At 64.5% G+C, this 13,144-nt stretch carries 12 protein-coding genes; 8 read left to right on the plus strand and 4 right to left on the minus strand.

Features of this window, described 5'->3' with window-relative positions; genetic code table 11:
* From NGM15_RS07545 to NGM15_RS07555, 3 genes are all read left to right on the plus strand, one after another.
* On the plus strand, nt 1-1,596 hold the full coding sequence (locus NGM15_RS07545; protein WP_253437352.1) for a DHH family phosphoesterase: 1,596 nt from the start codon (nt 1-3) through the stop codon (nt 1,594-1,596).
* 96 nt (nt 1,597-1,692) lie between these two features.
* Nucleotides 1,693-2,499: a CBS pair associated ParBc domain-containing protein gene (locus NGM15_RS07550; RefSeq protein WP_253437355.1), complete on the plus strand. Its 807-nt coding sequence runs from the start codon at nt 1,693-1,695 to the stop codon at nt 2,497-2,499.
* Nucleotides 2,500-2,581: 82 nt separating this feature from the next.
* Complete coding sequence (locus NGM15_RS07555; RefSeq protein ID WP_253437358.1) at nt 2,582-3,139, plus strand: NUDIX domain-containing protein; 558 nt, start codon at nt 2,582-2,584, stop codon at nt 3,137-3,139.
* Here NGM15_RS07555 and NGM15_RS07560 read toward each other — a convergent pair.
* Nucleotides 3,127-3,510 carry a hypothetical protein gene (locus tag NGM15_RS07560; RefSeq protein WP_253437361.1) on the minus strand — a complete coding sequence of 128 codons (384 nt, stop codon included), beginning with the start codon at nt 3,508-3,510 and terminating at the stop codon, nt 3,127-3,129. The two genes, NGM15_RS07555 and NGM15_RS07560, sit on opposite strands and share 13 nt — an antisense overlap.
* A gap of 118 nt (nt 3,511-3,628) precedes the next feature.
* The gene (locus NGM15_RS07565) at nt 3,629-5,605 is read right to left on the minus strand and encodes a 3-hydroxyacyl-CoA dehydrogenase/enoyl-CoA hydratase family protein (RefSeq protein WP_253437364.1); all 1,977 of its coding nucleotides are present in this window, start codon (nt 5,603-5,605) and stop codon (nt 3,629-3,631) included.
* Nucleotides 5,606-5,719: 114 nt separating this feature from the next.
* On the opposite strand from NGM15_RS07565, the gene NGM15_RS07570 reads away from it, so the two are divergent.
* On the plus strand, nt 5,720-6,871 hold the full coding sequence (locus NGM15_RS07570) for an acyl-CoA dehydrogenase family protein (RefSeq protein ID WP_253437366.1): 1,152 nt from the start codon (nt 5,720-5,722) through the stop codon (nt 6,869-6,871).
* A gap of 384 nt (nt 6,872-7,255) precedes the next feature.
* Here NGM15_RS07570 and NGM15_RS07575 read toward each other — a convergent pair whose 3' ends face one another.
* The gene (locus NGM15_RS07575; protein WP_253437369.1) at nt 7,256-7,738 is read right to left on the minus strand and encodes a hypothetical protein; all 483 of its coding nucleotides are present in this window, start codon (nt 7,736-7,738) and stop codon (nt 7,256-7,258) included.
* 283 nt (nt 7,739-8,021) lie between these two features.
* Between NGM15_RS07575 and NGM15_RS18910 the strand changes: the two genes are divergently transcribed.
* Nucleotides 8,022-8,120 carry a C2H2-type zinc finger protein gene (locus tag NGM15_RS18910; RefSeq protein ID WP_425494475.1) on the plus strand — a complete coding sequence of 33 codons (99 nt, stop codon included), beginning with the start codon at nt 8,022-8,024 and terminating at the stop codon, nt 8,118-8,120.
* 210 nt (nt 8,121-8,330) lie between these two features.
* Here the strand turns inward: NGM15_RS18910 and NGM15_RS07580 are convergent, their stop codons facing one another.
* Nucleotides 8,331-8,768 (minus strand): winged helix-turn-helix domain-containing protein, encoded by a 438-nt coding sequence (locus NGM15_RS07580; protein WP_253437372.1) that lies wholly within the window; start codon nt 8,766-8,768, stop codon nt 8,331-8,333.
* A 202-nt stretch (nt 8,769-8,970) separates the two neighbouring features.
* On the opposite strand from NGM15_RS07580, the gene NGM15_RS07585 reads away from it, so the two are divergent.
* From NGM15_RS07585 to NGM15_RS07595, 3 genes are all read left to right on the plus strand, one after another.
* Nucleotides 8,971-9,540 (plus strand): DUF8170 family protein, encoded by a 570-nt coding sequence (locus NGM15_RS07585; protein WP_253437375.1) that lies wholly within the window; start codon nt 8,971-8,973, stop codon nt 9,538-9,540.
* Nucleotides 9,541-9,591: 51 nt separating this feature from the next.
* Complete coding sequence (locus NGM15_RS07590) at nt 9,592-10,347, plus strand: helix-turn-helix domain-containing protein (protein WP_253437379.1); 756 nt, start codon at nt 9,592-9,594, stop codon at nt 10,345-10,347.
* A gap of 115 nt (nt 10,348-10,462) precedes the next feature.
* Entirely contained in the window at nt 10,463-13,135 is a 2,673-nt protein-coding gene (locus tag NGM15_RS07595; protein ID WP_253437381.1) for a heavy metal translocating P-type ATPase, read from the plus strand.
* Nucleotides 13,136-13,144 lie beyond the last annotated feature (9 nt).

Here is a 13,144-nt window from a genome sequence, read left to right on the forward strand (position 1 = left end):
ATGATCTCCCGGCTCGTCCTCGGATGTGGGGACGTCGGACAACGCGTCGTCGAGCGGCTGCCGGACTCGGCACCGCCACCCCTTCGATCGACCGCCGGCTCCGCCACGAGGACGCGCGATCGCGAGAAGTTGTTCGTCGTCTCGAGGGACGCCGATGTCGTCGAGACGCTCCGGGAGGAAAACGTACGGGCTCGGCAGGGCGAACCATCGGACCGGTCGCTTCTCGAAGGTCTCGAACTGGAGTTCGAATCCGGCTCGCCGGACCTCGTGTTCGTCGCCGGCGACGACAGCCGGGAGAACCGGCGGACGCTCGAAATCGCACGAGCGGTGTTTCCCAACGCGATATTCGTGGCGTACGTGGGAGAGAGCGAGTCCGAAGCGGACCGCCGGGCCGACAGACGGGTCATCGGGCGCCAGGCGACCCACGTCGTCGATTCGATCGAAACCGTCGTCGAGTGGGTCGCCGAGCGAACGGTCTCCCAAGGGGCCCAGAAGGCGATCGAACTGCGGGCACACCTCTCTCAAATCACGGGGACGCTCGCCGTCATCGCACACGATAACCCCGACCCGGACGCCATCGCGAGCGCCGTCGCGCTGGCCAAGATCGCCGAGAGCGTCGGCGTCGACGCCGAGGCGTGTTACTACGGCGAAATCTCCCACCAGGAGAACCGGGCGATGGTCAACCTGCTGGAGCTCGATCTTCGAACGCTCGAGCCAACGGACTCCCTGGAGGCGTACGACGCGTTCGCGCTCGTCGACCACTCCCGACCTGGCGTGAACGACCAGCTCCCGGCGGATCTCCCGATCGACATCGTGATCGACCACCACCCGCCCCGAGGCCCGGTTCCGGGGGAGTTCTACGACCTCCGTCAGTGCGTCGGTGCGACGAGCACGGTCCTCACCGAGTACCTCGAGTACTTCGGGATCGACGTCGACAGCCAGATCGCGACGGCGTTGCTCTACGGGATTCGCGTCGATACCAGGGACTTCACCCGGGAAATCTCACCACCCGACTTCGAGGCCGCTGCGACGCTCTGGGACGCCGTCGACTTCGCGACGCTCCGAAAGATCGAGTACCCGACCGTCGAGGGCGACACCCTCGATACCGTCGCGCGAGCGATCAAGAACCGCGTCCAGCGTGGAACCGTGGTCGCCGCCAGCGCCGGACGCATCACCGACCGCGACGCGCTACCCCAGGCAGCCGACCAACTGCTCGCGATGGACGGCGTCGACACGACCCTGGTCTTTGGCTTTCGCGACGAGATGGTGTTCGTCTCGGCTCGTTCACGCGGGAACGACCTCGATCTCGGGGAGACGCTTCGCGACGCGTTCGATCAGATCGGAAGCGCCGGCGGGCACGCCGACATGGCCGGAGCCCAACTCGAGATGGGCGTCCTCGGCGACATGGAAGAGAGCACCGAGCGCGAGTCCATCCTGAACATCGTCGAGGAAGTCATCACCGACCGCTTCTTCGAGGCGGTCGATACCCAGCCGGGGACCCCCGTCGGCATCTACAGCCAGACCAGCGAGATGCTGTTCGGTTCGACCGCCATCCTGGACGAGCAGATCGAGGCCGACGCCGAACACGACGGGTGAGCGGGCACGGGCCTGCATCGACGGAACCAACGCGCGAATCGACGACCCGAACCGCAGAGAGGAGCGTTTTTTACGACCGCCGACGATGGAACGGGCATGGACATCGTCACCGACAGCAAACCCCGTGTGAAGGACTACATGACGCGAGACGTGGTGACGGTCTCGCCCGACCAGACGGTGGCCTCGGTCGCCGAACGGATCGCCGAGAGCGAAGAACACAGCGGCTTTCCCGTCTGTGATCGCCGTCGAGTCGAGGGATTCGTGAGCGCGCGCGACCTCCTGCTCGCCGACGACGACGCGCCGATCTTCCGGGTAATGTCTCGCGAGTTGATCGTCGCTCACCCCGACATGAAAGTGATCGATGCGGCCAGAGTGATCCTCCGGTCGGGGATCCAGAAGCTCCCAGTCGTCGACGACGCCGGCAATCTCGTAGGGATCATCGCGAACGCCGACGTTATTCGGAGCCAGATCGAACGCGCGACTCCCGAGAAGGTCGGCAAGCTTATGCGGACCCTCGAGAACATTCACGAAGTCGAGTTGCGCCAGGAGCGCCGGATGATCACGCTGTCCGACCTGACGCCGACCCAGGGCCGGGTCTACGCGGACGAACTCGAGGGACGAAAGTACGAACTCGAGCGTGGGCTGGCCGAACCCCTCGTCGTAATCGACAACGCCGGCGAGTTGTTGCTCGCCGATGGCCACCACCGGGTGATGGCCGCCGATCGAATCGACCTCGAAGAGATGGATGCCTACGTGATCGTGGTCGATCAGCGCCTCGCGCTGGGAATGGCTGAGACGGCGAAAAAGGAGGGTCTCGAATCCATCTGCGACATCGAAGTGGTCGATTACGCGAGACATCCGCTGGTGGAGACGACCAAGCGATTGCAGTCGAGCGAGCAGTGAGCGATCGGGGGCGAGCAGTAGTCGGTCGGGAGCGAGAATCAGCGATCAGCAGAATTTTGTCCACGCCGCGTCGTCCTCGAGTATGCGAGAGGACGGTTTCCGTGATTCAGGTGACCCCGAAAGCGACCGCCGCGGCGTCGGCAACCCTGCTACCGCTGACGGCTCTACGACTGCTGACGACCCCATCGACGTCGACGTCGATGCTGATAGCGACGCTCCTGGCACCGACGATCACGTCCACGCGGACGCTTCAGTCCGCGGCCTGATCGAGACCGACGGCACCTACCTACTCCTGAAACACGACATGCCGAGCGGGCCGATCTGGGGCGTCCCCGGCGGCCGAGCACGAATCGGCGAGGACCCGCGAGATGCCCTCGTACGCGAGGTGTACGAGGAGACGCGCCTCGAGGTCGACGTCGGCGACCCGCTCGAGGCGTTCGCCTACACCTGGGCCGACGGCAAACAGGGCACCGTTTCCGTGGTCTTCGAGTGTGCAGTAGTCGGTGGGACGGTAGACATCGAGGCGAACCCGAACGACGACGAGCCCATATCCGAGTACGCCTGGCTCGAGTCCACAGCACTGGACGAGGTGCCGATGGAATCCGAACTCCGGCGACTCCTCGAGCGTCACGCGAACTGATCGCTTACACTCAGCAGGTAGGCCAGAATCACGAGGGAGATGAGCAGGCCGACGAGGTTGAGCGTCACCAGATCCAGGAGCGCACTGAGCCCGTAGAGGACGAGGGCCCACGTCAGCGCCCACCCCTCCATGTTCCAGAGGCCGACGATGACGGCGAGCATACCGAGGTTGATGACAGTGAACACGAGTGCAATGAACGCGCCGAATCCGCCGTAGGCGAGCAGTTGGAGGATCGGGATCCAGGCGAGCAGAAATCCGAGGGCGCCGAGGATGCAGATGATCGAGACGCCGAGCGGCCGGGACGGACCGCTCGCGTACGACGCGTTCGTCGACGAGCGTGTGGAGCGAGGGACCGGAGGGCGCGAACTCATGTTAAAATTTCAATATTATAGCGATAAATATCTTCTGTATGGCTGACGCTTCGCGCTCGCTCGAGCACGGTCCCGAAGCGCAGATAAAACACGAATCGCTCGAACGCTACTCGACGCCTTACTTGCCTTCGAACTCCGCGTCGTCGCCGCTCATGAACGCCGTGATCCCCGTCATGAGATCGTCGGTAGCCATCAGGTGACCGAACGCTGCGGCCTCGAGTTCGAGTCCCGCGTCGGTGTCGTCGCGGCCGGCGAGCATCGCACGCTTCGTGAAGCGCTGGGCGATCGGCGGGCCACCGGCGAGTTTCTCGGCGAGTGCGAGGGCCTCGTCCAGCAACTCCTCGTTGCCGACGACCTCGTTGACGAAGCCGTACGCTTCCATCGTCTTTGCCTCATAGCGGTCGGCCGTGAGGATGATCTCCTTCGCGCGGCCCTCGCCGACGATGTGCTTGAGGCGCTGGGTGCCGCCCCAGCCGGGGATCAACCCGAGGTTGAGTTCTGGCTGACCGAGTTCGGAGCGCTCGGAGGCGATCCGGATATCGGCACAGGTCGCTAGTTCCATCCCGCCGCCGAGACAGTAGCCGTCGATGCCGGCGACGACGGGCATGTCACACGACTCGAGTTTGCCGAAGGTATCCTGGCCCTGTTTCGAGAGTTCGACGGCGCCGAGGGGGTCGGCCCCGCCCGCAGCCATACTCTGGACGTCAGCACCTGCGGAGAAGGCCTTCTCGCCCTCGCCGGTAATGAGGATCGCCCGTACCTCGTCGTCGTCCCCGAGGACGTCGATGGCCTCGCTCAGTTCCGAGAGGAGTTCCGAACTGATCGTGTTCATCCGGTGGGGGCGGTCGATGACCACGTGGCCGACCATGTTGCCAGGGTACTCGAGCCGGATGGTCTCGAACTCGAGTTCACCGTCGCCCTCCTCGTCGGGCCCGTAAAAGCCCCCCTCGTCCGCGAACTCCCGGAGGGCGTCCGAAGGCTCGTGTCGCGCCGCACCGCTCTCGTCGTAGGCGTCCTCGAGTGCCTCGAACAGGTCGGCGAGGCCGCGCTGGTCGCTCATCTTCGCCGGGCCGTCCGGGAAGCCTGCGCCGAGTTTCATCGCCTCGTCGATGGCGTCTGGGCCGGCCACGTCGCCGTCGATCAACTGTGCGACCTCGTCGGCCATCACGGCGAGCAAGCGGTCGGCGATCCACTCCTTCCCCTCGTCGGTCGGGATCTGGACGCCCTCGCCGTCTTCGTAGTCGTAGACGCCCTTTCCGGTCTTCTTCCCGAGTTCCTCGGCCTCGACTTTCTCCTCGGTCATCGGACACGGGGCGTACGCCTCGCCGAGGGTCTCGTGCATGTACTCCTGGACGTGCAGGCCGACGTCGAGACCCACCTGGTCGGTGAGTTCGAACAGGCCCATCGGGAGCCCCATGTCGAACTTCGCGGTCGAGTCGACCTCGGCGACGGTGGCCTCGTCCTCGTAGACCATCCAGGCCGCCTCGTTCATCAGCGGGACGAGCACGCGGTTCACGATGAAGCCGGGACTGTCCTTGTGCACCCGGACGGGCGATTTGTCGACGTCCTCGGCGAGCGCCTCGATCACGTCGAGCGTTTCGTCGGAAGTGTGAGCCCCGGAGATGACCTCCACCAGCGGCATGCGGATCGGCGGGTTGAAGAAGTGCATCCCGCAGAACTGGTCGGCCCGGTTGGTTACCTCCGAGAGCTCGGTGATCGACAGCGAGGAGGTGTTCGTCGCGAAGATGGCGCGGTCGGGCGCGTACTGTTCGACCTCGCCGTAGACATCCTTCTTGATGCCCATCTTCTCGGGAACGGCCTCGATGACGACGTCGGCGTCGGCGACCGACTCCTCCACGTCGACCAGCGGCGTGATCCGCTCGAGGGTATCGTCGGAGACCTCGTCTGTGATCTGGTCGTTTTCGGCCAATTTGCCCAGTGACCACTCGATCTGGTCGTAGCCGTCCTGGACGAACTCCTCGTTGATGTCGCGCAGGTTCACGTCGTATCCCGCGAGTGCGGCCACTTCGGCGATCCCGTGGCCCATGTTCCCCGCACCGAGAACTGCGATGGTGTTGATATCCTCCAGTTCCATGGGCACGTATGCGTCTGGCACCCGTTTCAACGTTTCCCTCTCGACAGGAACAACTGTTCCCGAGTTTAGTTCCGGTTACAAAGTTCTTTATCGTTCAGGCAGGAATCTAGGGCTATGGATTTCGGACTCACCGACGAACAACAACAGATCCGCGAGGAAGTCAGGCGCTTCGCCGAAAACGAGGTCAAACCGGTCGCGACCGAGTACGACGTCGAGGAGAAGTATCCCCACGACGTCGTCGAGAAGGCCGCCGAGATGGGGCTGACCGGCGCCTACATCCCGATGGAGTACGGCGGCGCGGGCTACTCGATCCTGGACACCGCCATCATCACCGAGGAACTGTTCGCCGTCGATCCCGGCATCGCGCTCTCGATCGTCGCCACCTCCTTTGGCTGTGAGGCGATCATGAACTTCGGGACCGAAGAACAGAAAGAAGAGTTCCTGGAGCCTGTTGCGCTGGGTGAAGCGGTTTCGGGCGCCGCGATTTCGGAACCCGACACCGGTTCGGACGTCTCCTCCGTCTCCACGCGCGCCGAGAAGGACGGCGACGAGTGGGTCATCAACGGCAACAAGATGTGGATCACCAACGGCACGGTCGCCGACTTCCTCGTCGTCCTTACGAAGACGAACCCCGACGCCGAGGGCCGCTACAACGGCTTCAGCCAGTTTATCGTCGAGACCGACCGCGATGGCGTCTCGACCGAGAAGATCACCGGCAAACTCGGCATTCGAGCGTCGGACACCGCAGAAGTGATCCTGGACGACGTGCGCGTCCCCGAAGAGAACCTGGTCGGCACGAAAGACGCCGCTTTCCTCCAGCAGATGCAGTTCTTCGACGAGACTCGCACCGCCGTCGCGGCACAGGGCGTTGGCATCGCCAAAGGGGCCACCGAGGCTGCCCTCGAGTACGCCCAGGATCGCGAGCAGTTCGGTAAGTCCATCTCAGAGTTCCAGGCTATTCAGCACAAGCTCGCCGATATGGCGACCAAGACCGAGGCCGCCCGCAACCTGACCTACAAGGCCGCCTGGAACGTCGACCAGGGCGAGGACATCACGCAGCTGGCCTCGATGGCCAAGGAGTACGCCTCTCGCGTCGCCGTCGACGTCGCCGACGAGGCCGTCCAGATCCACGGTGGGGCTGGCTACGTCAACGACTTCCCCGTCGAACGGCTCTACCGCGACGCGAAGATCACCCAGATCTACGAGGGCACGACGGAGATACAGAAGAACATCATCGCCCGCGAGATGCTCGGGAAAGGGTTCTAAGACCCACCTTTTATTCTGTCGTTCGAAAGAGCGAGCTCTTTCGTGATGACGAAACGCCGAAGGCGTTTCGAACCACGGTCTGCTTCGCTGACGGCTTCGCCGCACAGCGAAGCGTCTCTCGATAAGAGCTGGACCAAAAGCACTCCTCACTCTCAGTGCTCGCTCGTCGGCCCGCTCGCTTACTGCGTTCGCTCGCGGTAGTGATGCTGTGATTGCCTGCCCTTCCCTGTTGAGCGAACGCGACGCGTTCGCGATGCTCGAAAACGCGCGCGTTTCCGTTGGAGCGCCCGCCTCTCGCTGTCGCTCGAGCCGCATGCTCGGCCACTACCGTCTCGTCGGGTTGTGATTGCATCGTCCCTCGAGCGGGGAGTCGGGAACGTTCGATTACTCCAGTGAGGACGTATCGAAATCGGAGTCCGAACCACCGTCGTCACTATCTGAATCCGTGTCCGTATCACCGTCGTCGCTATCCGAATCTGAGTCCGTATCGCCGTCGTCGCTATCTGAATCTGAGTCCGTATCGCCGTCATCGCTATCTGAATCTGAGTCCGTATCCGAATCCGTATCGCCATCACCCGTGATTCGGTCATCGAAACCGCTGTCGACGGCCGTTTTGTCCGGCGTTTCATCCGGTGGTTCACCCTCGTTCCCACCCACGTCATCCGCTATCGACGGATCCCGCTCGAGCACGTAGAACAGCACGGGCGGCACAACGTAGACGCCAATCGCGAGCACGGCGAAGAGCGAATCGACGAACACCAGGAGCGCAAAGATGGCGAACGCCGCCGCGGCCGCCGTGTGGATTCCCGTCCTGGTGTACTTGAGGTAGAACCTCCAGAGGCCGTGAAGCCAGCCGTTCACGCTCATACCCTACTTACGGGAACCAGCGGGAACCCTCTTTCGCGTGATCTTCCCTCTCTCGGGTGGGCCGTCTCCTCATATACGAACCCGCCCAGTCGCAATGTAGCTTCCCGCCGACGCCGCGTTCTTCCTCGTCCCGGCGCCACCGACGATGAGGGCGAAGCGAGTCGTGAGATCGGCACACGATAACTCTCGACCGATTCAGCCGACCATTCCAGGAGCGGTCGTTCCCGCTTGCAACAGACGGCTGCTGTTATTTGCCGCTGGGTGATGGACGATAACGCGCATCATGTCAGACGAACACGAGTGCAACCTCTGTGGATCCACGTTCGACTCAGAAGAAGAATTACAGACGCACAACCAGGAGGAACACCGGGACGAGATGTAAAAGGGAACCCAACGCTCGAGACGAAAGATGACGACGTACCATTCGATGAACGAGGACAGACGGGTCGATGAACGAGGACAGACGGGTCGATTCACAACCGGCATCGAAATAGCCCGGGCGCCCCGTCCTCGCGCCCGGCCGAACTCGCCCGCGTTCACGGGATGAGAAGCTGATCACCTCGAGTTAGCGCCACGAAAACGGCGTTTTGGGCTACGCGTCGTCCGTGTGTCGCTCGAGTTCCTCCGCCGCCCGAATCTCGGGTGGCTTCTCGAGCCGTTCGTCGACCGCCTTCCAGACCGGTTGCTCCTCGAGGAGGCCGTGGCGCTCGAGCAAATCGTAGCCCTCGTGAGTCAACCCGTAGAACGTCGACGGGAGGTCCCGTTTCCGCTCGCCTTTCGGGAGCGTGATCTTCTCGACGACGCCGGCCTCGACCAGCTCCTGGAGGTGGTACTCGATGGTACTCCGTTTGACGTCCGGATTGCGGTAGTCGAACTCGCGAACGCTGAGGGACTCCTTCGGGTGACCGAGGATGTCGCTGAGCAGCGCCGCTCGCGTCGGTTGGGTGATGAGCCGCAAGCGGTCCCACTCCGTACTCTCAACACTTGCGTCCGCTGTCGACGGGTCGGGTGCGTGGGCGTCGTGGGACATGGCTATCGATCCCTACGTCGACTGTCGGTTTAATCGTTTGGGTCCAGACTGTGATAGTCGTGACTATATTGGTTGTAACTGAAGCGATTGTAACTGAAACGGTTGTAACTGAAACGATCGCAACTAAATCGAGGATCCCAACGTTGATTGCCGAACGAACCGACACCACTATTCCACGGCATTTCGTCCGATAAATACGACAATGGACGAAGACGACCGACTCGAGGCCGTCGACGACGTGCTCGAAATCCTCGAGACGACGGCTGACCGGTCGCTGACGCCGGAGGACGTACAGGCCCTGAAACGGGCCGTCTTCGAGGATCACGACACGTTTACCCGCGTGCTCTACAGCGATCGATCCTACTTCGTCATCGGGAGCTACGGCGACGAGGAAGAGACGCGACTGGCCGCAGTCCAGGACGTTCTCGACGAGCGTCGATCCAACGATCACGCATTTCTGATGAAGGAAGTCCCCGAGTTCACGGCGAACTTCGCGCTCAAGTTTCACGTGCTCGTTCGTCGGGCCGACACCGTCGTCGGCGTCTTCGAACACAACCGCGGCGGTCACGAGTGGGAGGCTGGAGCGCTGTCGAACCCGCCGTTGCGAGAGAAGACGTGGGCGTTGAAGCGCGCGTACGGGGATCGAGAGGCCGAGTACGCGGCGTTCGATGCAATGATCGCCCACTTCTTCGAGTTGCTGGACGAAGAAGGACGGCTCTTCGAGTGGTCGACCGAAACGGAACTCCGCGAGCGAACGGAGTCGATTCCGTAGTCTCCCACTCCCGCAGGAACCCTTTTTGTCCGCTGCCCCGTACTCCTCTCAATGAGAGAGTTCGTCTTCGCCCTCGAGTACGACCCCGGGACCAACCCCGTAGCGGACGTACTCGCGGATCACCCCGACACGCGGATTCGGTCGCTGTCGTGTCACGTCACCCCCGACAGCCTCTGGCGGGTCGACCACGCGACCGGCCCGACCGAGGCCCTCGAGACCCTCGAGGCCGCCTACCAGGACGCCGCCTACTTCGCGGACTGCCTCGTCAGGGACGACTGCGGAGCCTCCTGTGAGACCCAGATCCTGGATCGAGCGAGCGACACGCGCATCGTCTACACGTTCTGGGAGCGGACGGACGAGTGCACATCGGTTCCCCACCTGGCGCTCGAGCACTTCGGGCCCGGGATACTGTTCGAAACCGACCGAGAGGGGCGACGTCACCGCTGGCGGATCGTCCTCGGCGACGAGGCACCCATCCACGACTTCTTCGATGCGCTCGACGCCGAGGTCGGCGAGTGTACGGGGATCGAGATGCTGCGCCTGACCGATGTGGATCCCGACCGCTCGCTCGAGGCCGGCCCCGACGACGGGCTGGGACTGTCGAACGACCAACTCGAGGCCCTCAGGGCGGCGGTCGAGGCCGGGTATTACGAGACCCCCCGCGCCGTCGAACTGTCGGAACTGGCCGAGGTCCTCGAGATTCCGCGGTCGACGCTCTCCTATCGCCTCCGTCGGGCCGAGGCCGCCCTCGCGCAGTCGGTGGTCGCGAGCGACGACTCCCTCGAAGCCGTGTTGTCGGCTCGATAGCCGTCCGTGGAGGGACGCGCCGGCTTCGGTTTCGATCAATCGACGGTGTCGCGAACGGCAAAAGTTGGCGTGCGCCAAATAAGCGGTATAGGTTCCGGGACCGTACTCGCCGGTAATGAGTGATCGAGCCGTCGATGGCACCCGAGCAGCCGAACTCGAGGTGCGGGTGCCGGAGATGGACTGTTCGTCATGTGCGACGAAGATCGAACGAAGCCTCGAAGGGCTCGACGGCGTCGCCGAGATCGATCCCGCCGTCGCCAGCGGTCGCCTCCTCGTGCGCTACGATCCGGACCGAACCGACGGGAGTGCGATTCGAGCACGTATCGAGGGCGTCGGCTACGACGTGGTGGCGTCGACCCGCCGAGACGACGGCGATAGCCTCGACGTGACCGGCGAACGAGCCTACGCGGTCCCCGAGATGGACTGTGCCTCGTGTGCCAGCAAGGTCGACCACGCCCTCGCGGACGTCGAGGGCCTGGAGTCGGTCGAGACGCTTCCTGGATCGGGGCGCGTGACGGTTACGGTGGCCAACGGGAGTCCCTCGAAGTCGGACATCCAGTCGGCGTCCGACGTCGACGAAACCGTCGTCGCTGCGATCGAAGGCGCCGGCTACGACGCTCGCCCGCTCTCGAGTGACGACGGGAGCGCCGAATACGAGGAGTCGACGCCAATCTGGCGAACTCGGCGGGCCCTGACGACGGCCGTGGGTGGCGTGTTCCTCGTGGCCGGGATGACCCTGGCGTTCGTTCTCGCGAGTGCGAACCCGATCGTCGCCACCGTGCTGGGCCGGGAGTTCGCCGTCTCCCACCTGCTGTTCATCGCGGGCGCGGCCGTCGCCGGCACGCCGGTACTGCGAAGCGGCTACTACTCCCTGCGGGCGCGGAGCCTCGACATCGACTTCCTGATGAGCGCCGGGATCCTGGCCAGCGTCGCGGCCCACCACCCCTTCGAGGGGGCGATGCTCGCCGTCCTGTTCAGCGTCGCGGAGTTGCTCGAGCGATTCTCGATGGACCGCGCCCGCGACTCCCTGCGGGAGCTGATGGAGCTCTCGCCGGAGACGGCGACCGTCAAGCGCGCGGACGGCGAAGAGGAGACCGTCCCCGCGGACGTACTCGAGCCGGGAGACACCGTCGTCGTCCGGCCTGGCGAGAAGATTCCCGCCGACGGCGTCGTCCGCGCGGGCACCAGCGCGGTCGACCAGTCGCCGATCACCGGCGAGAGCGTCCCCGTCGACCGCTCGAGCGGCGACGAGGTCTACGCGGGGACCATCGCCGAGTCGGGCTACCTCGAGGTCGACGTGACGAGCGAAGTCGGGGAGTCCACGCTCTCCAGGATCGTCGACCTCGTCGCCGATGCCGAGCGCGAGCGGACGAACCGCGAGCGGACGGTCGACCGGTTCGCGTCCGTCTACACGCCGATCGTCGTCGTTTCAGCGGTCGCACTGGCGGTCGGCCCGCCGCTGCTCGTCGGCGCCGACTGGAACACGTGGTTCCTTCGAGGGCTCACCCTGCTGGTGATCGCCTGCCCCTGTGCGTTCGTCATTTCGACGCCCGTCAGTGTCGTCTCGGGGATCACGAGCGCCGCGAAAAACGGTGTGCTGATCAAGGGCGGCCGGTACCTCGAGGCCGTGGGCGAGAGCGACGTCCTGGCCGTCGACAAGACGGGGACGTTGACGACCGGCGAGCTCTCGGTGACCGACGTGGTCGTCCTGGAAGGGGCCGACGAGGACGACGTGCTGGCCCGGGCGGCAGCCCTGGAACGGCGGAGCGAGCATCCGGTCGGCGAGGCTATCGTCGGCTACGCGGACGAGCGGGGAGTCGACGGAAACGGCGCCGACGCGACGGTGACGGACTTCGAGGCACTCACCGGCCGCGGCGTCCGGGGCGACCTGGATGGCGAGCGCCACTACGTTGGCAAGCCGGACCTGTTCGACGGCCTGGGACTGGACCTCGAGCACACGCACGTAAGAACCGACGGTGGGTTCGGGGCCGAGGCCGAAGCCGGGACCGGGACCAGAACCAGAACCAGAACCGGGGACCTCTCGATCGACGAAATATCGGGAGCCGTCGACGCCCAACCCCGGTGTAGCCGCGAGGACTGTCTCGACCTCCTGCAAACAGTGGTCCCTCGACTCGAGTCCGAGGGCAAAACAGTCGTCCTGGTCGGCACCGACGACCGCCTCCTGGGGCTGGTCGCCGTTGCGGACCAGGTCCGTCCGGAGGCCGCGTGGGCCGTTTCGGCGCTCCAGGACCAGGGCGTTCGCGTCGTCATGCTCACCGGTGACAACGAGGGGACTGCCCGTGCCATCGCCGAGCAGGTCGGCATCGACGAGTACCACGCCGAACTGCTCCCCGAGGAGAAACTCGAGGCGATTCGAGAGCTCGAGGGAGGCGATTCGTCAGGTACCGAAAGAACCGTCGCGATGGTCGGCGACGGCATCAACGACGCCCCCGCCCTGGCCACCGCCAGCGTCGGCATCGCGATGGGGGCCGCCGGCACCGACACCGCCCTCGAGACCGCCGACGTGGCCCTGATGGGCGACGACCTCACCCGACTGCCGTACCTCTACCGGCTCTCGGGGACGGCCAACGGCGTGATCCGTCAGAACATCGGGTCGAGCCTCGCCGTCAAGGCGGTGCTGGCTGCGGGGGCCCCGTTCGGGCTGGTGACGATCATCCACGCTGTCGTGATCGGCGACATGGGGATGAGCCTCGCCGTGACGGGCAACGCCATGCGGCTCTCACGAGTGGAACCGGAGACGCCGGACGACGACAATTCGCCCGCCTGAACCGGCCGA

The sequence above is a fragment of the Natronosalvus halobius genome (assembly GCF_024138145.1).
In the GTDB taxonomy this organism is placed as follows: domain Archaea; phylum Halobacteriota; class Halobacteria; order Halobacteriales; family Natrialbaceae; genus Natronosalvus; species Natronosalvus halobius.